At 62.3% G+C, this 21,963-nt stretch carries 18 protein-coding genes; 12 read left to right on the top strand and 6 right to left on the bottom strand.

Translation table 11 applies throughout. The annotated features are described in order from the left end of the window. Together ABY44_RS06895 and hda are read right to left on the bottom strand one after the other, a co-directional pair. The gene (locus ABY44_RS06895; RefSeq protein ID WP_060174576.1) at positions 1-678 is read right to left on the bottom strand and encodes an HAD family hydrolase; all 678 of its coding nucleotides are present in this window, start codon (positions 676-678) and stop codon (positions 1-3) included. A gap of 11 nt (positions 679-689) precedes the next feature. Next, complete coding sequence (gene hda / locus ABY44_RS06890) at positions 690-1,424, bottom strand: DnaA regulatory inactivator Hda (RefSeq protein ID WP_006484992.1); 735 nt, start codon at positions 1,422-1,424, stop codon at positions 690-692. Positions 1,425-1,674: 250 nt separating this feature from the next. On the opposite strand from hda, the gene purM reads away from it, so the two are divergent. After that, positions 1,675-2,730: a phosphoribosylformylglycinamidine cyclo-ligase gene (gene purM, locus ABY44_RS06885; RefSeq protein ID WP_006484927.1), complete on the top strand. Its 1,056-nt coding sequence runs from the start codon at positions 1,675-1,677 to the stop codon at positions 2,728-2,730. Between the two features lie 111 nt (positions 2,731-2,841). After that, on the top strand, positions 2,842-3,237 hold the full coding sequence (locus tag ABY44_RS06880; RefSeq protein ID WP_027788306.1) for a YybH family protein: 396 nt from the start codon (positions 2,842-2,844) through the stop codon (positions 3,235-3,237). A gap of 34 nt (positions 3,238-3,271) precedes the next feature. On the opposite strand, the gene tet is transcribed toward ABY44_RS06880, so the two are convergent. Continuing rightward, a complete protein-coding gene (gene tet / locus ABY44_RS06875; RefSeq protein WP_063809878.1) occupies positions 3,272-4,465 on the bottom strand; it encodes a Tet(A)/Tet(B)/Tet(C) family tetracycline efflux MFS transporter in 1,194 nt (397 codons plus the stop codon). 63 nt (positions 4,466-4,528) lie between these two features. On the opposite strand from tet, the gene tetR reads away from it, so the two are divergent. Further along, positions 4,529-5,161 (top strand): tetracycline resistance transcriptional repressor TetR, encoded by a 633-nt coding sequence (tetR, locus tag ABY44_RS06870; RefSeq protein ID WP_060174577.1) that lies wholly within the window; start codon positions 4,529-4,531, stop codon positions 5,159-5,161. A gap of 3 nt (positions 5,162-5,164) precedes the next feature. Here tetR and miaA read toward each other — a convergent pair whose 3' ends face one another. Further along, positions 5,165-6,139, bottom strand: a complete 975-nt coding sequence (miaA, locus tag ABY44_RS06865) for a tRNA (adenosine(37)-N6)-dimethylallyltransferase MiaA (protein ID WP_060174578.1) — start codon at positions 6,137-6,139, stop codon at positions 5,165-5,167. Continuing rightward, the gene (gene mutL, locus ABY44_RS06860) at positions 6,136-8,136 is read right to left on the bottom strand and encodes a DNA mismatch repair endonuclease MutL (RefSeq protein ID WP_060174579.1); all 2,001 of its coding nucleotides are present in this window, start codon (positions 8,134-8,136) and stop codon (positions 6,136-6,138) included. The genes miaA and mutL overlap by 4 nt, the downstream gene beginning before the upstream one ends. Before the next feature lie 183 nt (positions 8,137-8,319). Here mutL and ABY44_RS06855 point away from each other — a divergent pair, with 183 nt between their 5' ends. Beyond that, a complete protein-coding gene (locus ABY44_RS06855) occupies positions 8,320-9,003 on the top strand; it encodes a DedA family protein (protein ID WP_369324268.1) in 684 nt (227 codons plus the stop codon). A gap of 73 nt (positions 9,004-9,076) precedes the next feature. On the opposite strand, the gene ABY44_RS06850 is transcribed toward ABY44_RS06855, so the two are convergent. Further along, positions 9,077-9,889, bottom strand: coding sequence for a mechanosensitive ion channel family protein (locus tag ABY44_RS06850; protein WP_431641019.1), 813 nt, complete (start codon positions 9,887-9,889; stop codon positions 9,077-9,079). Positions 9,890-10,239: 350 nt separating this feature from the next. Between ABY44_RS06850 and ABY44_RS06845 the strand changes: the two genes are divergently transcribed. From ABY44_RS06845 to ABY44_RS06810, 8 genes are all read left to right on the top strand, one after another. Then, positions 10,240-11,631, top strand: coding sequence for a hypothetical protein (locus ABY44_RS06845; protein WP_431641018.1), 1,392 nt, complete (start codon positions 10,240-10,242; stop codon positions 11,629-11,631). Positions 11,632-12,459: 828 nt separating this feature from the next. After that, the gene (locus ABY44_RS06840) at positions 12,460-13,263 is read left to right on the top strand and encodes an ABC transporter permease (protein WP_431641017.1); all 804 of its coding nucleotides are present in this window, start codon (positions 12,460-12,462) and stop codon (positions 13,261-13,263) included. Then, positions 13,260-13,922 carry an ABC transporter ATP-binding protein gene (locus ABY44_RS06835; RefSeq protein ID WP_431641016.1) on the top strand — a complete coding sequence of 221 codons (663 nt, stop codon included), beginning with the start codon at positions 13,260-13,262 and terminating at the stop codon, positions 13,920-13,922. Before ABY44_RS06840 ends, ABY44_RS06835 begins: the two co-directional genes overlap by 4 nt. Beyond that, entirely contained in the window at positions 13,915-15,021 is a 1,107-nt protein-coding gene (locus ABY44_RS06830; RefSeq protein ID WP_431641015.1) for a lipopolysaccharide biosynthesis protein, read from the top strand. Before ABY44_RS06835 ends, ABY44_RS06830 begins: the two co-directional genes overlap by 8 nt. A 217-nt stretch (positions 15,022-15,238) precedes the next feature. Next, complete coding sequence (locus ABY44_RS06825; RefSeq protein ID WP_431641014.1) at positions 15,239-16,939, top strand: polysaccharide biosynthesis/export family protein; 1,701 nt, start codon at positions 15,239-15,241, stop codon at positions 16,937-16,939. 133 nt (positions 16,940-17,072) lie between these two features. Then, positions 17,073-18,233 (top strand): non-hydrolyzing UDP-N-acetylglucosamine 2-epimerase, encoded by a 1,161-nt coding sequence (gene wecB, locus ABY44_RS06820; RefSeq protein ID WP_431641012.1) that lies wholly within the window; start codon positions 17,073-17,075, stop codon positions 18,231-18,233. A gap of 105 nt (positions 18,234-18,338) precedes the next feature. Continuing rightward, on the top strand, positions 18,339-19,604 hold the full coding sequence (gene wecC / locus ABY44_RS06815; RefSeq protein ID WP_431641011.1) for a UDP-N-acetyl-D-mannosamine dehydrogenase: 1,266 nt from the start codon (positions 18,339-18,341) through the stop codon (positions 19,602-19,604). A gap of 105 nt (positions 19,605-19,709) precedes the next feature. Then, entirely contained in the window at positions 19,710-21,950 is a 2,241-nt protein-coding gene (locus tag ABY44_RS06810; protein WP_431641010.1) for a glycosyltransferase family protein, read from the top strand. The last annotated feature ends 13 nt before the right edge of the window (positions 21,951-21,963 follow it).

Genomic DNA, 21,963 nt, shown 5'->3' with positions numbered 1-21,963 from the left:
TCAGAAGAGATCGAGGATGCGCCAGCCGCGGTTGCTTGCATGCGCGCGCAGCGTGTCGTCAGGGTTGGTCGCGATCGGGTCGGTGACTTTCTCGAGCAACGGGATGTCGTTGTGCGAGTCGCTGTAGAAGTAGGTGTGCGTGAAGTCGCTCCATTGCTTGCCGAGCGACGCGAGCCACGCTTCGGTCCGCACGATCTTGCCTTCGCGATAGCTCGGCGTGCCGGTCGGCCGGCCCGTGTACGGCGAGTCGGGATGCCCGTCGGTCGTCTCGACCTCGCAGGCGATCAGCTTGTCGACGCCGAACGCGGTGGCGATCGGGCGCGTGATGAATTCGTTGGTCGCCGTCACGACGCAGCACAGGTCGCCCGCATCGAGGTGCTTGCGCACGAGTTCGAGCGCGGCGGGCGTCATTGCGGGCCGGATCACCTCGTGCATGTACTGCTCGTGCCATTGCGCGAGCTGCGCACGCGAATACTTCGCGAGCGGCGTGAGCATTGCCGTGAGGTACGCGTGGATGTCGAGCTTGCCGGCCTTGTAGTCGGCGAAGAACTGGTCGTTCTGACGCGAGAAGCTTTCCGCGTCGACGATGCCGAGCTTCACCATGAAGCGGCCCCATTCGTGGTCGCTATCGGTCGGGATCAGCGTGTGATCGAGGTCAAAGAGTGCCAGATTAGTCATGGAAGCGCATTTTACTCGAAGCGGTTCGGGCCCGTGCCCGGTGGGGTGATGTCGTCGCCGGGACGCGCCAGCATGCGGCGCAGCAACGGCAGCGTGACGGCGCGTTTCTGCTCGAGCGAGAAGCGGTCGAGCGCGTCGAGCAGCGCCATCAGGCTCGGCATGTCGCGGCGGAAATGGGTCAGCAGGTAGGCGGCGATGTCGTCGGTGAGCGCGATCCCGCGTTCCTTCGCCGCGAGCTTGAGCACGGCGATCTTGCCGGCATCGGACGGCGGCGATAGGTGGAACACGAGCCCCCAGCCGAGGCGCGTGCGGAGATCCTCGCGCACGTCGAGCGCGAGCGGCGCCGCGGGGCCTGCCGCGACGAACGCGCTCGACGGGTGCGCGCGCACTTCGTTGAACAGGTTGAACAGCGCGACCTGCTGGGTGTCGCTCATCCGGTCGCAGTCGTCGATCGCATAGATGCCGATGCGCGGGTCGAACGTGAACGCGCCGAGCGGGCTTTGCGGTGTGAGATAACGCGCATAGCCGTACGAGGCGTCGCTCACGAGCGCCTGCAGCAGATGGGTGCGGCCGCATCCGGGCTCGCCCCAGATATAGAACGACCGGTCCGGCACGGGGCCCGCCGCGAGCGCGAGGTCGAGCTTCTGCAGGCGCGAGATGAGCTCGTCGTTCTCCTCGTTCATGATGAAGTTGTCGAACGTGGCGGGCGGCGGCGTGCCGAGATCGAGCGTCAGTTGACGGGACACAACAGTCACAATGCGGGTCGGTTGAAAATACGCGTGCCGTACGCCGGGCACGCGCCGGGAACTGCGCCTTCGCGGGCTTCACGCGCGCCCGCACGCACGGCGCCACGCCGGTTTCGGCGCGGTTCGCTCGGCGATGAAAACGGGGACGTGTTGACCAAGATGCAATCCCTGACGATTCGGTGCTGGGAATTCCGGCCAACGGGCCGGCTTCGGGTAAAATCGCATTTTACCGACCTTCTCGCATTCCCCCATGAATCCTCCGAAATCCGCTCCCGACGCCCAAGGTCTGTCCTATCGCGACGCAGGCGTCGACATCGACGCGGGCGACGCGCTCATCGACAAGATCAAGCCTTTTGCGAAGAAAACCCTGCGCGACGGCGTGCTCGGCGGCATCGGCGGGTTCGGCGCGCTGTTCGAAGTACCGAAGAAGTACAAGGAGCCCGTGCTCGTGTCGGGCACCGACGGCGTGGGCACCAAGCTCAAGCTGGCCTTTCATCTGAACAAACACGACACCGTCGGCCAGGATCTCGTCGCGATGAGCGTGAACGACATCCTCGTGCAGGGCGCCGAGCCGCTGTTCTTCCTCGACTACTTCGCGTGCGGCAAGCTCGACGTCGATACCGCGGCAACGGTCGTCAAGGGCATCGCGCAGGGTTGCGAACTGTCCGGCTGCGCGCTGATCGGCGGCGAAACGGCCGAAATGCCGGGCATGTACCCGGACGGCGAATACGACCTGGCCGGCTTCGCGGTCGGCGCGGTCGAGAAGAGCAAGATCATCGACGGCAGCACGATCGCCGAGGGCGACGTGGTGCTGGGCCTCGCATCGAGCGGCATCCACTCGAACGGTTTCTCGCTCGTGCGCAAGATCATCGAGCGCGCGAACCCCGACCTGTCGGCCGATTTCCACGGCCGCTCGCTCGCCGACGCGCTGATGGCACCCACGCGCATCTACGTGAAGCCGCTGCTCGCGCTGATGCAGAAGCTGTCGGTGAAGGGCATGGCGCACATCACCGGCGGCGGCCTCGTCGAGAACATTCCGCGCGTGCTGCGCGAAGGCCTCACCGCCGAGCTCGACCAGAACGCGTGGCCGCTGCCGCCGCTGTTCAAGTGGCTGCAGGAGCACGGCGGCGTCGCCGACGCGGAAATGCACCGCGTGTTCAACTGCGGGATCGGCATGGCCGTGATCGTTTCGGCGGCCGATGCCGACGCAGCGATCGCCGACCTGACCGCCGCCGGCGAACAGGTGTGGAAGATCGGCACCGTGCGTGCGACCCGCGAAGGCGAGGCGCAGACCGTCGTGGTCTGACGCACGGCCGCAGCAGATGCAGCAAGGAAAGCCGCCCGGAGTCGATCCGGGCGGCTTTTTTTTCGGGCGCCGCGCGGCGTACGGGCGCGCGCCGATGAAGGAGGAGCGACGATGACCGAAGACGAACGCGCGATCCGTGAACTCGTGGACAACTGGTTCGTATCGAGCCGCCGCGGCGACCTGGCGACCGTGCTCGATCTGATCGCCGACGACGCGATCTTCATGGTGGCCGGCAGGCCGCCGTTCGACAAGGCGGCGTTTGCGGCCGCATCGCGTGACGCGAACGCCGGGGGCGGGCCCGCGCCGACGATCGACGGCCGTTACCGGATCGACGAACTGCGCGTGCTGGGCGACTGGGCGTACATGCGCAATTTCATCGAGATTGAGGCGACTCCGCCGGGCGGCGAGACGATCCGCCGTTCGGGCCATACGCTGACGATCTTCCGCAAGGCCGACGGCCGCTGGCAGCTCGTCCGCGACGCGAATCTCGTGACGCTCGCGCATTGAGCACGGCGGCGGGCGTGACGGTGCCGGCCGGCGCTCAGGCGGACGGCCGCGCTGCGCCCGCTGGCCGGGCACCGGCCAGCAACGGCGGGACGAGCAGATAAAGCAGCGCGGCCGCGGCCCAGACGAGCCCCGGCCAAGTCGCGCGTGTCGCCGCATAGGTTGCGGTGACGACCAGCGGCCCCGCGACACCGATCAGGCTCGCCACGCTCGCGAGCGCGCCTTGCAATTCACCCTGGCGCGCATCGTCGACCTGCCGCGCGAGCATCGCCTGCAGCGCCGGCAGCGTCATGCCGCCCGCCGCGAACAGCGGCAGCAGCGCGAACGGCACCCACGCGGCGGTCGCGAACGCAATCGCCACGAGCCCGAGCGCGTCGCCCGCGAGGCCCAGTGCGAGCGCGCGGCGCTCGCCGAGCCGCGCGATCAGCGGCCCGATCGCGAAAGCCTGCGCGAGCGCGTGACACGCACCGTAGCCCGCCAGCGACAGCCCCGCGATCGGTGTCGACCACCCGAAATGTTCCTGGCCGTACAGGATCCACAGCGTGGCGGGCGCCTGCGACACCAGCGCCACGATCACGTAAATGCCGATCAGCGGCACGAGCGCCGGTGAGCCGGTCAGCCGGCGCAGGCTGGCGAACGGGTTGAGCGCGCCGGCCGCCCGACCTTCGCGGGCCGAACGCGGCCGCGATTCCGGTAGCGCGCGCCAGACGAGCACGAGGTTGAGCGCGTTGAGCACGGCGGCCGCGACGAACGGCGCGCGCACATGCAGCGCGCCGAGCAGGCCGCCGATCAACGGGCCCGCGATGAAGCCGATGCCCATCATCGCGCCGAGCTGGCCGAAGCGTCGCGCGCGGTCGGGTTCGGCCGTGACGTCGGTGACGTACGCAGTCGCGACCGCGACGTTCGCGCCGGTGATGCCCGCGATCAGCCGCCCGACGTAGAGCCAGGCGAGCGTCGGCGCGAGCGCCATCAGCAGGTAGTCGAGCGCGGCGCCCGCGAGCGACACGAGCAGGACGGGCCGGCGGCCGAAGCGGTCGCTCAGCGCGCCGAGCAGCGGCGCACACAGGAACTGCGCGAACGCGTAGAGCGCGAGCAGGATCCCGTAGTGGGTGTCGGTGCTGCCCGCATCGGCGAGCGAGCGCAGGAGCCCGGGGAGGATCGGCATCACGATCCCGACGCCGATCGCGTCGAGCAGGACCGTGGCCAGAATGGCAATCAGGGACGGATTCAAGGGTGTAACTCTATCGGTGATAGAGTGGCGATTATTCTACAGCTTTCCCTATCGGTGATAGAGATGAAGGACACAGGGGCGCGGCTGACGCGCGACACGGTACTGCGCGCGGCGCTCGACCTGCTCGATGAAGTCGGCATCGATGGGCTGTCGACGCGGCGGCTCGCCGAGCGGCTCGGCGTGCAGTCGCCGACGCTTTACTGGCATTTCCGGAACAAGGCTGAACTGCTCGACGCGATGGCCGAGGCGATCATGCTCGAGCGGCACGATGCGTCGCTGCCGCGGCCGGGCGAGGCGTGGGATGCGTGGCTTCTCGACAACGCGCGCAGTTTCCGCCGCGCGCTGCTGGCCTATCGCGACGGCGCGCGCCTGCATGCCGGTACGCGGCCGCGGGCGCTGCATTTCAGCTCGATCGAACGCAAGGTCGCGCTGCTCGGCGAAGCGGGTTTCGCGCCGGACGAGGCGGTCGACCTGATGTATGCGCTGGGCCGCTTCGTGGTTGGATGGGTGCTGGAGGAACAGGCGGAACCCGAAGGCGAGGCCGATGCGCCGCTGCCGGACGCGGCCGAGTATCCGTTGCTCGCAAAGGGCTGGGCCGCGCTGCGCGCGCGCGGCGGCGACGAAGCGTTCGAGCGCGGCGTCGCGCTGATCGTCGACGGCGCCCGCGCGCGCCTGGCAGCACGCGCGCGCGGCTGACGGTCAGGCCGGCGTGCCGCCGTCGAGCACGCGTTCGAGCGCGTCGAGCGCGCGGGCCGTGGCGTCCGGCGCGATGCAGTCGATGACGATCCGCTCCGGCATCGCGCGCAGCCAGGTGATCTGGCGCTTGCAGAGCTGGCGCGTCGCGAAGATGCCCTTGTCGCGCATCGTCCGGTAGTCGGTGTCGCCGTCGAGGAATTCCCATGCCTGCCGGTAGCCGACGCAGCGCATCGACGGCAGGTCGGGATGGAGATCCTCGCGACGGCGCAGCCGCTCGACTTCGTCGATGAATCCCGCGTCGAGCATCGCATCGAAGCGCTGCGCGATCCGTGCGTGCAGTACCGCGCGATCGGACGGTTCGAGCGCGACCGGCACGAAGCGGTAAGCGGCGGCCGCATCGTCACTGCGTCGCGGGGCGGCGAGCAGCACCGACATCGGCTGCCCACTCAGCATGAACACTTCGAGCGCCCGCTGGATCCGTTGCGAATCGTTCGGCGCGAGCCGCGCGGCCGTGTCGGGATCGACCTGCGCGAGTCGCGCGTGCAGGGCGGGCCAGCCATCGCGTGCGGCTTCCGCATCGAGGGTCGCACGCACGTCCGGATCGGCGCCGGGCAGGTCGTTGAGCCCCTGCGTCAGTGCCTTGTAGTAGAGCATCGTGCCGCCCGCGAGCAGCGGCGTGCGGCCGCGCGCGGCGATCTCGCCGATCAGGCGCAGCGTGTCGGCGCGGAAACTCGCGGCCGAATACGCGTCGGCCGGATCGATGATGTCGATCAGATGGTGCGGCACGCTCTCGCGCTCTTCGCGCGAAGGCTTCGCGGTGCCGATATCCATGTCGCGGTAGACGAGCGCCGAATCGACGCTGACGATCTCGATCGGGCGGCGCGCGGCGAGTGCCAGCGCCGCGGCCGTCTTGCCCGAGGCAGTGGGGCCGAGCAGGCAGGCGATCGTCGTCGGAGAGGACTGCGTTGAAGCGCTCATTGTCCGCGCATGAACAGGCGGTCGAGATCGTTCAGCGTGAGCTGATACCACGTCGGCCGGCCGTGATTGCACTGGTCCGCGCGTTCGGTCGCCTCCATCTGCCGCAGCAGCGCGTTCATCTCGTCGAGCGTCAGGCGCCGGTTCGCGCGCACCGCGTGGTGGCAGGCGAGCGTGCCGAGCAGCTCGTGCTGGCGCTCGGTAAGCACGCGCGAGCCGCCGAACGCGTGCAGGTCGGCGAGCACCGCGCGCGCGAGCGACTGCAGGTCGGCATCCTTCAGCAGCGCCGGCACCGCGCGGATCGCGAGCGTCGTCGGTGACAGCACCGCCAGGTCGAAGCCGAGCGATTCGAGCGTGTCGCGCTCTTCCTCGACCGTGCCGATTTCGACCGGCGTGGCCGTCATCGAAATCGGCAGCAGCAGCGCCTGCACGGCGACCGAGCGGTCGGCGAGCGCGTTCTTGAACTGTTCGTACAGGATCCGCTCGTGTGCCGCGTGCATGTCGACGATCACGAGCCCGTGCGCGTTCTGCGCGAGCACGTAAATACCGTGGATCTGGCCGAGCGCGAAGCCGAGCGGCTGCTCGTCGTGCGCGGTGGCGGCGATCGGCGATACGGTGAAGCCGGGCAGCGGTGCGAGCGGCGTATCGGCCGAATCGCGCGCGATGGTGGTCGTGCCGTCCGGCGTGCCGGCGCCGCTATCCTTGCGGCCGAACATCGCGTCGTAGAGCGCGAGCGGCTGCGCGACGGGCAGCGTGCCCTGCGTCATTCGCGCCTGGCGCATCCAGGTATTGCCTGCCGACGAGGACGACGGCGACGAGAAGCCGCTGCCGCCCGTGCCACCCATGCCGCCGGTCGCGTGGCCCTGGCTCTGCCCGAGCGGCGTGTCCAGGAACGACGACGGTCCGCGCGGAGCCGGTTCGATATGCGCGGCATGGCCGCCCGCCGTGGTTTCCGGCGACGCGCCCGCATGGCGCGCGAGCGCGCGCTGGACCGCATGGAACACGTACTGGTGGATCGAGCGCGAATCGCGGAAGCGTACTTCGATCTTCGACGGATGCACGTTCACGTCGACGGCTTCCGGCGGCAGGTCGAGGAACAGCACGTACGACGGGTAGCGATCGCCGTGCAGCACGTCCTCATAGGCCGCGCGCACCGCGTGCGTCAGCAGCTTGTCGCGCACGAAGCGGCCGTTCACGAAGAAATACTGCTGGTCGGCGCGCCCGCGGCTGGCGGTCGGCAGCCCGGCGCAGCCGTAGACGGCGAGCGGGCCGGCCTGTTCGTCGAGCGGCAGGTGCGCGGTCGCGAAGCCGTCGCCGAGGATCTTCGCGACGCGCTGCGCGGGCTCGGTCGCGTTCCAGTGCTCGACGGCCTTGCCGTTGTGCAGCACCGAGATCGCGACGTCCGGCCGCGCGAGCGCCGCGCGGCGGATCATTTCCAGGCAGTGGCCGAACTCGGTCTGCTCGCTCTTCAGGAACTTGCGCCGCGCGGGCGTGTTGAAGTACAGCTCGCGCACCTCGATCGTCGTGCCGGTCGCACCGGCGGCGGGCGACAGCACGCCCGTCTGCGCGTCGATCTTCATCGCATGCGCGGCATCGGCCGTCCGGCTCGTGATCGACATCTCGGCCACCGACGCGATCGACGCGAGCGCTTCGCCGCGGAAACCCAGCGTGGCGACCGCCTCGAGCTCCTCGAGCGAGCGGATCTTGCTGGTCGCATGGCGCATCAGCGCGAGCGCCAGCTCGTCGGGCGGAATCCCGCAGCCGTCGTCGGTGATCGAGATGCGCTTGACGCCGCCTTCTTCCAGCACGATGCGCAGCGTCGTGGCGCCGGCGTCCATTGCGTTCTCGAGCAGCTCCTTGACGACCGACGCCGGACGTTCGACGACCTCGCCGGCGGCGATCTGGCTGATCAGCTGGTCGGGCAGGGGCTGGATCGCGCGCAGCGGGCGCGGAGCAGGGGCGGGCGTGTCGCCCGCGGCCGTTTCGGTGATTTCGGACATGGCCGAATTATAGCGAGGCGGCGGATGCGTGCCGGGGCGGCGGAGCGTTACGTTTTTTCACGGAGCCTTAAGGTAGTTTCGGTATCATGGCTCCGTTTCGTGCGCCGCCTTGGCCGGCGGGCGCTTCCGCCAAGTCTGGCCTGTTTCGGCCGTTCCGGCCCTATCGCCTTCGAGGAATCGCATTTGGATACGCTGCTTCATTTCGTCAACCTTGTCCTGCATATCGACGCCTTCCTCGGCGATTTCATCCGGCAGTACGGCGCGTGGGTCTATCTCGTGCTGTTCCTGATCGTGTTCTGCGAGACGGGGCTCGTCGTGTTCCCGTTCCTGCCTGGCGATTCGCTGCTGTTCATCGGCGGCGCGTTCGCGGCGACGGGCGAAATGAACGTCGGCGCGCTGATCGTGCTGCTGCTCGTCGCGGCGATCGCCGGCAACACCGTGAACTACCTGATCGGCCGCTGGGTCGGCCCGAAGGTGTTCAATACGCATATCCCGGTGCTCGAGCGCTTCCTTGACCGCGCCGCGCTGCAGAAGACCCACTCGTTCTACGACAAGCACGGCGGCAAGACGATCGTGCTCGCGCGCTTCATCCCGGTCGTGCGTACGTTCGCGCCGTTCGTCGCGGGCGCGTCGTCGATGAGCGTCGGGCGCTTCCAGCTCTTCAACGTGATCGGTGCGCTGGTGTGGGTGCTGCTGCTCGTGCTGCTCGGGTATTTCTTCGGCAACATCCCGTTCATCCGCCAGTACCTGAACGTGATCGTGCTGGTCGGTATCGGTGCGGCGATCGTGCCGGTCGCGCTCGGCGCGGTGTGGAAGCTGGTGCGCGGGAAGCAGTCGGATAACGCGCAGAAGACGGGCGGGCGGTAAGCCCGGACGCTTCGGTTTCAGGCAATAAAAAAGCGTGGCGGGTGCCACGCTTTTTTTTCGTCCGGTGCCGACGTCATGCGCTGCGATGCAAGAGCGGCGTTTCGGGCGTCGGGTATTGCGCGTCGCGGAACGTTTCGAGGATCACGCGGTTGGTGTCGCAGTACACCTGCCAGTAGTTTTCAGGTTGCGTGGACGGGCGCACGAACAGCAGCGGGCCTTCCGGCGTGAACTGCAGCACGCCGACGTCCGGCTCCGGGCTGGTCAGCACGTTCGGGATCTGCTGGATCGACGCTTTCAGGCGGTTGATCGCGTCGACCGCATCGACGCCGTTCGCGATCTTCGCGGTCAGGTCGACGCGACGATACGACGTTGCGCTGTAGTTGGCGATGTTGTCCGAGAAGATCTTGTTGTTGCCGACGATCGTCACGATGTTGTCCGGCGTGACGATCGTCGTGCCGAACAGGCCGAGCTCCTTGACCGTGCCTGTGACGCCGCCCGCGCTGATCACGTCGCCGATCTTGAACGGACGCAGCACCTGCATGAACACGCCGGCGGCGAAATGCGCGAGCAGGCCGCCCCAGGCGGTACCGATCGCGAGGCCGAGGCCGGCGAGCAGTGCGGCGAACGAGGTGGTCTGCACGCCGAAGATCTGCAGGATCGCGAGGATCAGCAGGATCGTCAGCAGCACGCCGACGACGGAGGTCAGGTAGTCGGTGAGTGTCGGGTCGACCTTGCCGCTGCGGCGCACGACCTTGCCGAGCAGGCGGGTGCCGATGCGGATCGCCCAGCGGCCGACGAACCACAAGACGATCGCGGCGAGGAGGTTGAGGCCGAAGTCGAGGCCGCGGGTCATCAGGAATTGCTGGGCGGTGGCGAGGTTCAGCATGGGGGCTCCACAGTGAGGTAAAGGGAGGCTGATCCGGAAAAGATCGGACCGTTTATAACCGAGCCGGCTTGACCTGGCAACCTTGCTGAGCAATCGGTTCGCGAGTTTGCCTCCGCGTTTCCGCACCTGATTGATTGAATTGCGAGCGATACCGATACGTGATTCGTTCCGTATGTCGGTGCGTGCGCAACGTGTGTTTCATACCTATTCGTGTTGTACTCTGGCATGGTTCGATCAGACCATTGCAGATTGGCCGACGTCGCAGGCGGACGGCATCCGGACAGCCGATTGCAGTCGGGGACGATGCGGCGTTCAACCAGAGCGGGGGCAGGATGAAGAACGGGGACGGGATGAGCAACAAGAGAAGACGTATGCTCGCGGCATTGGCAAATGCGGTGATTGGTGCCGGCGCCGTACTCGAGACATTGATGCGTTCGACCGATGCCGCCGCGGTTGAGGCTGCTGCTGATCGTTCGGGTCATGTGCTCGATCCGATCGATTTTGGCGCGAAAGGCGACGGCGAGACTGACGATACGACCGCACTATTGAGACTCGCCGCGTTGCCGGCGGCACGAATCGATGGTCAGGGCCGGACGTATGTCGTCTCGCGTACGATCACATTTTCCCGGCAGGTCGACTTGACGATCCGGCTTAAGGCGTCCGACGCGTTTCCGCACGGCAGCAACATGCTAGTGATCGCCGCGGATCAATCTGTCATTGACATCGACGTGGACGGCAACACGCGCTCGCTGGTCGGCGTGAAAGTATCGGGGAGCGATGTGCGCGGTCGGGTGCGCGGCGAAAATATCCACGGCAGCGACGTCAGAGTGGGTGGGGGAATGCAAAGCGTGCTTTTCGTGACCGGGCATAACTGTCGGCTCGACGTGCATGGAGAAAATTTGTTGTCAGCACGTGCCACCAATCCGTCGGTGCCCAGGGTCCTGAGTACTGGAGCCGTTACGGGCTGCGTATTTGGCAGCGTGACGGGAAATAACGTGACCTCGCTGTGGATTAATCAGGCTGGGGAGGTCACCGTAAATTATCTGCACGCGTACAAATGCGGAAACAACGGTATCTACGATATCGCCGCCGGCGGCAAGATCAAGGTAGGGGTCGCGAAATTCGAAGATGACCTGGATTTGAATTTGCAGACGGTCGTGAGCGAAAGCGATGTATTCATCGAGTCGTTGATCGTGCGCGATGTGTTTGGATACGCCGCTGTCGACAAGGGCGGGAATCTGAAGATCGGGAAATACTCGATTCAGAATCGCTCATCTCAAAAGGCCCACCAGGTGGTCGTTGCGCGCGAAAAGGCGACGACGTGCGAGATCGAAATTGGCGAGGTGACCGGCGCGTACATGCTGACGGCTGCCTCCAATGGCGGAGGCGTTTTTCAGTTTTACGACGGAATCATCTCGCTCCTGAAAGTTGGCCGGATCAAACTTGAGCTTCTTTATGGGCCAAGAGCGACAACGGAGCTGTTTCGCCAGACGAGCGGGCACGGGGCATGCGAAATCGACGAGCTGGCGTTGACGTTGACCGATACAACGGGCCGGTTGAGGCCAACAACAGTTCTGTCATGGAATTTTCCATTCTACGAGAAGCCTTCCTATCTGAATCACTGCTCTCTCATCAGTTCGAGTGCGACACTGAAAGTGCGGAACGTGGCGCAACCGAACATGACGACGAAGGACGTCGTATTGCTGGCGCGAGACGGATCCTTCATGTCGCCCCAACGCTGACGAGCCCGAACCGCCTTCCTGGAGCTGGTTTGCCGAAGACCGATGAAGGCCGACCCGGCGGAAATGATCTGCCGTAGGCATTCGTTACCCGGCAACACGATCGAGTGGATTGGCGGCGAGTCGGGCTCGGCTCGGGTCCGTGCGTGCAAGCTTGGAATGATCTGGTCGGGAGCGATGTCTGGTCGTTTCGCCGAATGTCGTCTACAGCGGACAGCATCAATACATCACACTATTTGATGATGTCGGCATTGTCGTTCGGTTGCGCAATAGACATGATCCGGTGCGTCTTTGAGCAGCGTGAGTGGCCGTCTGATGTTAACTCAAAACAACACTTCCTCTCCGATCAGCCGCGGCAACAAGCGGCTTTACGTCGAATTGATTACCAAATATTGCGACGGAAGAGGGGCGAACGAATCGGGATTGAGCTGGCGACAGTAAGGCTCGCTCGCTTGTCTCTAGCGTCGACATTTCCGACCTCTTGTGCGCGGCAACGCTTTCGTCCGCAGTTCGCACTGATTTTGCGTGCATTTTCGTCGTTTGCCGGGCGAAAGCCGTTGAGAGTCAAGCATCTCGCCGATCGGGGGGGGCATGTCTACTATCGGAAATGGCACATATCGATCAAGTCAAGCGACGAGTATGATCGCCGGCCCAGTCTGCCACCATGTCGTAAGAATGAATGAAATCGTAAACTTTCACAGATGAATCAAAAGATTCGCGGTACAATGCGTCGCCGCCGCGATCGTGGATGCACGGAGGCATTATGGACGTGCCGCGAGTCATTGAGCAGCGGACGGTGAGGTGTTTCGAGAAAATGTTACCGGGGTAATTATGGAAGGCCTGCCGACAGGGGGCAGTGCGCTGGGCAGGGCGTTTTCCATTCAGCGCAGAGTTGTGTATGCGCTGTTCCTGCGCGAACTGAAAACGCGATTCGGCAAGCAGCGGCTCGGCTACCTATGGGCGTTTCTCGAACCGGTCGTGCATATGCTGGTACTCTTCGCGATTCTGGGGCTGATTGCGAAGCATGCAATGCCGGTAATTTCCTTTCCGGTTTTCCTGATATGCGGACTCGTGCCGTATTTCATGTTTCTTAATATCACGCTTCGATCGTTGAACGCGCTGGAAGCTAATCTCGGGCTGCTGAGCTATCGGCCTGTTCATCCAATCGATACGGTGATTGCGCGTGCCATACTTGAATTGGCGATCAGCATCATCGTGTTTGCCGTGCTACTGCTGATCCTCGCGCTGGCCGGGCAGTCGGTGGAGCTGGACGATATCCCGGAGCTGGCGGCGATCTGGATTCTACTTACGATTCTCGGGCTGGGCGTCGGTATTATTTTCATGGTGATTGGCCATGAATTCCCAGTGAGCGAGAAAGTAATTCCATTGCTGATGCGGCCGCTTTATTTTATCAGCTCAGTCATGTATCCGTTGACGTCGATTCCAGCTCAATACAGAGGGTTGCTGCTCTGGAATCCTCTTGTTCATGCCTTCGAGCTGATGCGGCACGCTGTCGTGTCGGGATACAACATCGAACGGGTCAGTCTAGTGTATCTCGCATTTAGCACGTTTTTGATTTTATTCTTTGGATTGGCCTTGTACAAGGCACGTGAACCGACTCTGTTGCGATCATGATTCGTATTGAAAATCTCACGAAATCGTACAGGACGCCTTCCGGTCGGCATTACGTGTTCAAGGATGTCACGGTTGAAATTCCTTCCGGGAAGAGTATTGGGCTGATCGGCCGGAACGGGGCGGGCAAGAGTACATTGTTGAGCATTATCGGTGGAATCGATCGACCTGATCGCGGTCGAGTGATTACGAACAAGCGTATCTCGTGGCCGGTCGGGCTCTCAAACGGCTTCCAGAGCAGCATGACTGGGCGTGAGAACGTAAAGTTCGTCGCCCGGCTGTATGCTGCCAAGCACGAGCTGAACGACAAGGTGAAGTTCGTCGCGGACTTCTGCGAGCTTGGTCGATTTTTCGATATGCCGATTCGAAGTTATTCGACGGGCATGCGTGCGCGCCTCGGGTTCGGGTTGTCGATGGCGTTCGATTTCGATTACTACGTGATTGATGAGGTGACTGCGGTCGGGGATGCCGTGTTCCGCAAGAAGAGTGAAGCGCTGATGGAGGCCCGGCGGTCGGTCAGTCAGTTTATTTTCGTTTCGCACGGTCTCGATGAGGTTCGACGGGTCTGCGATGTCGGATTGCTTATTGGCGATGGAAAAGTAACGTATTTCCCGGATGTCAATGAGGCGATCGAAGTTTATAAGCAAGCAAACAATGTCTGAATGGTTGGGGCGGCTGCGCGAACATCGCCTGCCGGTGATGCTCATTGCGATACCGTTGGTGGTGTGCGGACTGTACCTCGGGTTGATTTCGCGCAGCCGTTACGTCAGCGAGTCGGAAGTGCTGGTGAAGGATGCTGGCAGGTCAGTGACTTCCGGATTGAACATTCAGGCACTGCTGGGCGGCGGTGGGGATGCAACCGCGCGGGACGATGCCATCGTGCTCAAGCAGTACATCGAATCGCCCGACATGCTCGCCAAAGTCGATGCACGACTCAAGCTGAAGCAGGCCTTCGGTAGTGTCGGCCTAGACTGGCTGAACCGTCTGTCGCCGCATGCGACGCGCGAGCAGATGCTCAGGTTTTACTTGCGTCGTCTCAGTGTGAATGTCGACGAGAAGGCCGGCATCCTGACGATTCGCACGCAAGGGATGTCGCCCGAGTTTGCGCAGCAGTTCAATCGAATACTGCTGGCAGAGAGTGAGTCATTTCTGAACGAGATGTCGCATCACGTTGCTCGAAACGACATGCAGTTCGCGCGGGACGAGATCGATCGATCGTATGATGAAGTGAAGAACGCGCGTGATTCTGTCATCGCTTTCGAAAACAAGACGGGAATGTTGGATCCGGCCGCGAGTGCTGAAGCAGGTGGGCGCATGGTGGCTGAAATGCAGGTCAAGCAGGCGGAACTCGAAGCGGAGTTGCGTAACTTGCTCACCTACATGAATGAAGACGCTCCGCCGGTGGTTGCCAAGCGCAACGCACTGTCGTCGCTTACCGCGCAAATTGCGCTCGAGAAATCGAAGCTCAGTGCGCCGGGTGACGGCAAGATGAACCGCACTGCCGCCCAATATGCCGAATTGAAGGCGCGATTGCAGTTTGCTGCGGATCTGTACAAGGTTTCGTTGTCGACTTTCGAGAAAGCACGCGTCGAGTCGGCACACAAGGCCAAGAGTCTTTCAGTGATCGTGACTCCGAACCTGCCGGAAGAAGCGGAATACCCGCGCAGGCTCCATATCCTGTCGTCGCTTGCGGTGGGGCTGTTGCTGCTATATGGCGTTGTCAGGTTGACGCAGGCGATTATCGAAGATCACCGAACCTAACACGGGCTGTCCATAGGTGTCGCGCTGCGAATATCGCGCCGCACGACACCCCATTGAATCAAAAACTGGCGGGTATATGTCGCGGTCGTTCAAAAAGTACCGAAATCGTTCGATCGTCGACATGTGCAATTTAATCGACATGACCAATTTATCAAGAGGCCGGATCGCATCGGCGATGCTCGTATTGAGCGTGGCGAGTGCGGGAGCGTCGGCAGCAATGACCGATTCGCTGTTCGGGATTTCGACGGGCGCGAGCGACAGCGGCTCGACGTCGTCCCGGACGGCATCCGGCAGTACGCAGCAATTCAGTTACAGCCCGGACGACGCGTCGTTGGCGGCGGCCGCGCTGGCGATGCAGAACGCGAAACTCGCGCGCCAGCAAGGCGGCTCCGGCGGGGTGACATCGGGGTTGGGCGATGTATCGGTCGTGCCGCAGGCGCCGAACAGCATGTTCGGTTCCCAGTTGTTTGGCGGAACGTTCCACAACAGTCGAGGGTCTGGGTTCAATCCGGGGTATCAGGTCACCATCGGCGATACGGTGACCTTGCGCATGTGGGGTGCGTTTGCCTTCGACGGTCAGTTGGTCGTCGATCCGCAGGGCAATATCTTCGTCCCGAACGTCGGCCCGGTCACCGTTGCCGGCGTGCGCAACGCGGACCTGAACGGGCGCGTACTGTCTGAGGTACGCAAGGTCTATAAGGCGAACGTGAACGTCTATGCGAGCCTTGACGTCGCGCAGCCGGTCAAGGTGTATGTCACCGGATACGTGAAGCAGCCGGGCATGTACGGTGGCGTCGCGTCGGAAAGCATCTTGTCCTATATCGACAAGGCCGGAGGCGTCGACGTCGAGCGCGGTAGCTACGTCGATGTGACGGTCAAGCGCGGCGGCGCCGTGCGCAAGCACTTCAACCTCTACGACTTCCTGTTGAACGGTGTCATCGACCAGCTCCAGTTGGCGGATGGCGACGTTATCGTCGTGGGGCCACGCGAGCACGTCTTCACGGTGCGTGGCGAAGTGTACAACGCATACGATTTCGAGTTCGGTGCACCAGTCATTTCGTTACAGCAGGCGCTCGCTATCGCGCGGCCCAAACCGGGAGCGACACACGTCAGTATCGTGCGTCGCCAGGGCAGCAAAAAGACGAGCGAGTACTACCCGATTGCCGACGCAACGAATGTCAAATTGAACGACGGCGATCAACTGATTGTCACTGCGGATCGCTACGCCGGCACGATTCAGGTTCGCGTCGAGGGAGCACACTCCGGCGAACACGCGCTTGTATTGCCGTATGGCGCGACGATGGCGCAGGTGCTTGATCAGGTCAGGGCGAATCCGTTGTCGCGCGTCGACGAGGTACAGTTGTTCCGCAAGTCGGTCGCCGATCGACAAAAGGAAATGCTGGGCGTCGAACTCCAGAAGCTGCAGGAGGCGGCGCTGTCGGCACCTTCGGCGACGAGCGAGGAAGCGAACTTGCGCGCGAAGGAGGCCGAGGGAATTACCAAGTTTGCAGCGCTCGCGAGCAAAACCGAGTTCAAGGGGCAAGTCGTTCTCAACGAAAAGACGATGAGCGACGTGATTCTCGAAGACGGGGACGTCATCAATATTCCGGAGCGCACGAGCGTGGTCATGGTGCACGGAGAGGTGCTCTTCCCGAATGCCGTAGAGTGGCAATCGGGCATGACGGCGAACGACTACATTTCGCACGTCGGTGGATTTACACAGAAAGCCGACAACAGCAAGATCATCGTGATTCATCAGAACGGCAAGGCTGAGATTGCCGAGGGTAGTACGAAGATTGCTGCCGGCGACGAGTTGATGGTGTTGCCGCAGGTGAAGTCGAAGAGCATCGAGATCACGCGTGGGATTACGCAGATCCTGTATCAACTGGCCGTTGCTGCAAAGTTTATTTTCTGGTGATAGCAGGTAGGACGTTATGTAACGCGGTCGCTATCGCGTTACATAACGCACGTGAGGGCCGCAGCGCATATTAGCTCGAGCGCATTTCGGCGGTTTGCCCGGAACCGGGCTTATACAAAAGCAAAAAAACAGTATGAAAATTCTGACCGTGTTTGGCACGCGGCCGGAGGCGATCAAGATGGCGCCACTGGTGCACGCGCTTAGGGGGAAGCCGGGTGTGGATTGTCGTGTATGCGTCACCGCACAACACCGGCAGATGCTGGATCAGGTACTTGATCTCTTCGAGATCAAGCCAGATTACGATCTGAACCTGATGAAGGCTGGGCAGACGCTGCAATCGATCACGTGCGATATCGTGAACGAAATCACGCCTGTTCTGGAGGCTTATCGTCCGGACTACGTACTCGTGCATGGCGACACGACGACGACATTTGCAAGCGCGCTTGCGTCGTTCTATCTGAAAATCAAGGTCGGACACGTCGAGGCGGGATTGCGCAGCGGGGACATGTATTCTCCGTGGCCGGAAGAGGGGAATCGCAAGCTGACAGGTCAGCTTGCCGATCTCCACTTCGCGCCGACCGATGCCTCGCGAGAGAATCTCATTGCGGAGCGCGTGCGCGACGAGGACATCATCGTGACTGGCAACACGGTCATCGATGCATTGTTGACGGTGACACGGCGTCTCGAACGGGACAGCGCATTGCAGGGCCAGATGCGCGAAGCATTTCCGATGCTTAACCAGAAGCGCCGCATGGTGCTCGTTACCGCGCATCGCCGCGAGAATTTCGGTGACGGCATCCGTAACATCTGCCATGCCATTCGGCAACTTGCGAGCCAATACACAGATGTCGACTTCGTCTATCCGATCCATCTGAATCCGCAAGTCAAGCTTCCGGCAGAAGAGATTCTCTCCGGCATTGCGAACGTGCATCTCCTGAATCCCCAGGATTATCTGCCGTTTGTGTATCTGATGTCGCGTTCGGCGGTGATTCTGACCGATTCGGGCGGGATCCAGGAAGAGGCGCCGTCGCTGGGCAAGCCAGTGCTCGTGATGCGTGACACGACCGAGCGACCGGAGGCGGTGGCTGCCGGCACCGTGCGTCTTGTCGGTTCGGACAGCCATCGAATCGTTGCCGCGTGCAGTGAATTGCTCGACGACCCGGTGCGCTACGACGAAATGGCACGCGCGCACAACCCGTACGGCGATGGTCTGGCTTGCGAACGAATTGTTTCGTTCCTCGTCGGCGGTGTGTCGAGCCGCGGACAGGCTGCGGCCGAACTACTCACCGACTAAACAGCTGTATCGATAAGTTGGACTGGATCGAACGGGACCGCGCGTTCGGATTGCTCGTTTGTTCGGGCACCGCGCGAAGAATCAACAAGCAATCAAGGGTGTATTGTGACGCAATCCATTAATGTCGTTTCCGTCATTGGCCTCGGATACATTGGCTTGCCAACTGCCGCTGTTCTGGCTTCGCGCAAGATTCGCGTGATCGGCGTGGACATCGACAAGAATGCTGTCGATACGATCAATGCGGGTAAAGTGCATATCGTCGAACCGGAACTCGACAGCATCGTTCGAGATGCTGTCCGGGAAGGGTGGCTGCGGGCGTCGACGGTCGCCGAGCCGGCCGACGCATTCATGATTGCAGTGCCGACTCCGTTCCGCGATGGCTACGAGCCGGATCTCTCGTACGTGAAGGCCGCCAGCGAATCTATCGCACCGGTTCTTAGGAAAGGGAATGTCGTGATTCTTGAATCGACGTCGCCGGTCGGGACCACGGAACAGATGGCGAAATGGCTTGCGCAATGGCGCAAGGACCTCGTATTCGCGAGCGATGCTGAGCAAGAGTGCGACGTCCATGTCGCGTATTGTCCCGAGCGTGTCCTGCCGGGTCAGGTGATTCGTGAACTGGTGGAGAACGATCGCGTGATCGGCGGGATCGATGCGGCATCGGCAGTGCGCGCACAGGACGTCTATCGCCTCTTCGTGAAGGGCGAGTTGCTGATTACCGACGCACGTACGGCAGAGATGTCCAAGCTCACGGAAAACGCATTCCGCGACGTGAACATTGCTTTCGCCAACGAACTGTCGTTGATCTGCGACAAGTTGAACATTGATGTGTGGGAGCTCATCCAGATCGCCAACCATCATCCGCGCGTTAACATCCTGCAGCCGGGACCTGGGGTGGGCGGTCACTGCATCGCGGTCGATCCGTGGTTCATCGTGAACAAGACCCCCGAGCAGGCAAGGTTGATTCGCACGGCCCGCGAGGTGAACGACAGCAAGCCGGAATGGGTCATCTCCAAGGTGAAGGCAGCAGTCGAGGTAGCCGTTGGCCAGGGTAAGCACGCAAGCGACATTCGAATCGCGTGTCTTGGGCTGGCATTCAAGCCGAACATCGACGATCTGCGTGAAAGTCCGTCGGTCGATATCGCACTGAATCTCGCCAGAATCTATCCGGAACGCGTAATTGCGGTCGAACCGTACATCGATGATCTGCCGAGAAACCTGACGCAAGCAGGCGTTCGCCTGGCGACGCTCGACGAAGCAGTCGGCACGGCAGACGTGCTGGTCATGCTTGTCGACCACGCGAATTTTAATGTGAAGCCGGAACTGAAGGGCTGGCAGCAGCTTGTCGATACCAAGGGTATCTGGCGCTGATTGGGCCGAATACAGACCAGAAAGGCGGACGTATCGGTCGAACGGAAGGCCAGTCCTCCAGGCCGTTCGAACTGATGCTCTTCCAAACCGTTACGTCAGTACGCAATGAACAAGCAGACCCCAGCGACACAAAAGGCCGCGACGATCCCGACGTCTTCCGATCGTGATCCTGCCACGCTCGCAAGCATGATCGACGTGTTGCAGCGCGAGCTCCAGATCGCACAGACCAAGCGAGGCGGACACTATAAGAAGCTCACGCTCGAAATTGAGAGAAACGCGAAGTTGACGACCGAGGTTTCGCAATTGCAGGACGCTCTCGATCGAGCGTGGCTAGGCGTGCCGGAGTTCCAACGAATCAATGACGAACTTGCCGAAGCGCGCCAGCAGATCGCAACCCTGCGAGCTGAACTGGATGTCGCCCAGCAAAAGCGAGCCGGGCACTACGCGAAGCTTCAATACGAGATCGAGCGAAACAGGAAGCTCGAGAAGCAAGTCAAGATATTCGAGAGCGAACTCAACCGAGTGAACAATTCGCTCACGTGGGATCTTGGTAGTGCGCTTGTTGGCACGAAGAGCATCCGTCAGATATTCACGCTGCCGTTGCGGTTGTGGCAGGCCAATCAGCGCTACAAGGAAAAGATGCTGAAGCGGCGGATGATCGGGGCTGAAGCGAAGCGGACCGATGTTGTGGCGATCGATGTGCCGGTGTCTGCTCCGGCACCCGCGAAGCCGAAGACGAGCGACATCTCGCTCGGCGAGGATCTGTCGATCCTCGGATGGCCTGCGCCGCCGGCGCACGCGCCGGTCACGGCAATGACGGTTTTCGACGAATTCAGCCGCGAATGCTTTGCGCCGTACCTCAATCTGGTTGAGCCGCGACCGGACAACTGGAGTGGCCTGTTGCTGCGCGACCAGCCGGAATTTTTGCTGGTCGAATCAGCATGGCGCGGAAACCGCTCGTCCTGGCAGTACCGCGTCGGTTCCTATGCGCATCCGCCGGGACGCGAACTGCAGGCCATGGTCAATGGCTTCAAGGAGCGCGGCATTCCGACGGTATTCTGGAACAAGGAAGATCCCGTCCACTTCAACAACTTCATCGAGGCGGCAAGCCAATTCGATTTCGTGTTTACGACCGCCGAGGAGGCGATGCCGAAGTACACGGCGCGCTCGTCGTCGAACGTGAACGTGCTGCCTTTCGCTTGCGAACCCGGGCTGCATAATCCGATCGGTTCGAGCGACCGGAACGGAAAACTGTGTTTTGCCGGTAGCTATTATGCCAATCGCTTCGCGGATCGCCGGGACGACCAGATCATGCTGCTCGACGCGGCGATGAAGTACAAGCTCGACATATTCGACCGCAACCATGCGGCCGGTACAAAGAGCGATTTCGCGTTTCCGGAGCGTTTCCAGGAGTGCATTCGAGGAAGCCTGCCGTACGACGAGATGTCCAGGGCCTACCGGCGCTATAGCGTTTTTCTGAACGTGAATTCGGTGATCGACTCGCGGACGATGTTCTCAAGACGCGTCTACGAACTGCTCGCTTGCGGCACCCCGGTCGTGAGTACGCGATCACTTGGAATCGACGAAGCGTTCGGCAAGGACCTCGTCTGGACGGTCGACAACGCGAAGGAAGCCGATGAGGCGGTGCGCGCGCTACTTGAATCGCCGGACGAGTGGCGGCGGAGAAGCCTGAGGGGGATTCGTGCTGTGTTCTCCGAGCATACGTTCGCTCATCGGACGCAGCAAATCCTCGATACGGTGGGCATCAAGAAGCGCGTTATCGAAGATGTGCGCGTGCTGGTCTTCGCGATAGTGGAAAACTCGAGCGAAGCGTGGCGTGTCGCCGACATGTTTGTCGCCCAGGACATGTCAGTCTCGGCGAGACGGCTGGTGCTGTTTGCCCGCGAGGGTTCGGTCAAATCCGTCGACATGCCGGACGTGGAAGTCGTTTCGCTCGAGGGGCGTCTCGGCGAAGCCCTCGCACGCGCAAGCGCGGCCTTCGATGCGACGCATGTCGGCGTGTTTTCCCCACGGGCTTTCTACGGGAAGTGGTATCTGCAGGATCTGCTTCATGCATTCGTCTACAGCCAGGCGGATGTCGTTGCCAAGTCACTCGACGGCACGGACAGGTATGCGTTCGACACGGAGTGCGATCCGAATGCGTGGCTGCTGCGTTGGAAGCCGGGTCAAAGCCAGGTGCTTGAGGCGCTGGGGCCCGACGGTGTGGGGCTAGGCGGTCAAGGAGCACTGCGTTCGTTCTCTGCGGATTCGGCGAACTATTTATCGGACGTGACGAAAATGTCGGAGACGGCGCTTCGCAGCAAGATAGCGACGATCCAGATCTGATCTCTTCGAGTCC

Source organism: Burkholderia sp. ZZQ-2, assembly GCF_050768715.1.
In the GTDB taxonomy this organism is placed as follows: Bacteria; Pseudomonadota; Gammaproteobacteria; order Burkholderiales; family Burkholderiaceae; genus Burkholderia; species Burkholderia cepacia.
The sequence above is the reverse complement of the archived record's forward strand: the minus strand, read 5'-3'. Positions and strand labels throughout refer to the sequence as shown.

What these genes read in the sequence shown, in the direction of transcription:
- ABY44_RS06895 (WP_060174576.1), bottom strand. Translation starts at nt 678, where the DNA reads ATGACTAATCTGGCACTCTTTGACCTCGATCACACGCTGATCCCGACC.
- purM (WP_006484927.1), top strand. Translation starts at nt 1,675, where the DNA reads ATGAATCCTCCGAAATCCGCTCCCGACGCCCAAGGTCTGTCCTATCGC.
- ABY44_RS06880 (WP_027788306.1), top strand. Translation starts at nt 2,842, where the DNA reads ATGACCGAAGACGAACGCGCGATCCGTGAACTCGTGGACAACTGGTTC.
- tetR (WP_060174577.1), top strand. Translation starts at nt 4,529, where the DNA reads ATGAAGGACACAGGGGCGCGGCTGACGCGCGACACGGTACTGCGCGCG.
- miaA (WP_060174578.1), bottom strand. Translation starts at nt 6,139, where the DNA reads ATGAGCGCTTCAACGCAGTCCTCTCCGACGACGATCGCCTGCCTGCTC.
- mutL (WP_060174579.1), bottom strand. Translation starts at nt 8,136, where the DNA reads ATGTCCGAAATCACCGAAACGGCCGCGGGCGACACGCCCGCCCCTGCT.
- ABY44_RS06850 (WP_431641019.1), bottom strand. Translation starts at nt 9,889, where the DNA reads ATGCTGAACCTCGCCACCGCCCAGCAATTCCTGATGACCCGCGGCCTC.
- ABY44_RS06845 (WP_431641018.1), top strand. Translation starts at nt 10,240, where the DNA reads ATGAGCAACAAGAGAAGACGTATGCTCGCGGCATTGGCAAATGCGGTG.
- ABY44_RS06840 (WP_431641017.1), top strand. Translation starts at nt 12,460, where the DNA reads ATGGAAGGCCTGCCGACAGGGGGCAGTGCGCTGGGCAGGGCGTTTTCC.
- ABY44_RS06835 (WP_431641016.1), top strand. Translation starts at nt 13,260, where the DNA reads ATGATTCGTATTGAAAATCTCACGAAATCGTACAGGACGCCTTCCGGT.
- ABY44_RS06830 (WP_431641015.1), top strand. Translation starts at nt 13,915, where the DNA reads ATGTCTGAATGGTTGGGGCGGCTGCGCGAACATCGCCTGCCGGTGATG.
- ABY44_RS06825 (WP_431641014.1), top strand. Translation starts at nt 15,239, where the DNA reads ATGACCGATTCGCTGTTCGGGATTTCGACGGGCGCGAGCGACAGCGGC.
- wecB (WP_431641012.1), top strand. Translation starts at nt 17,073, where the DNA reads ATGAAAATTCTGACCGTGTTTGGCACGCGGCCGGAGGCGATCAAGATG.
- ABY44_RS06810 (WP_431641010.1), top strand. Translation starts at nt 19,710, where the DNA reads ATGAACAAGCAGACCCCAGCGACACAAAAGGCCGCGACGATCCCGACG.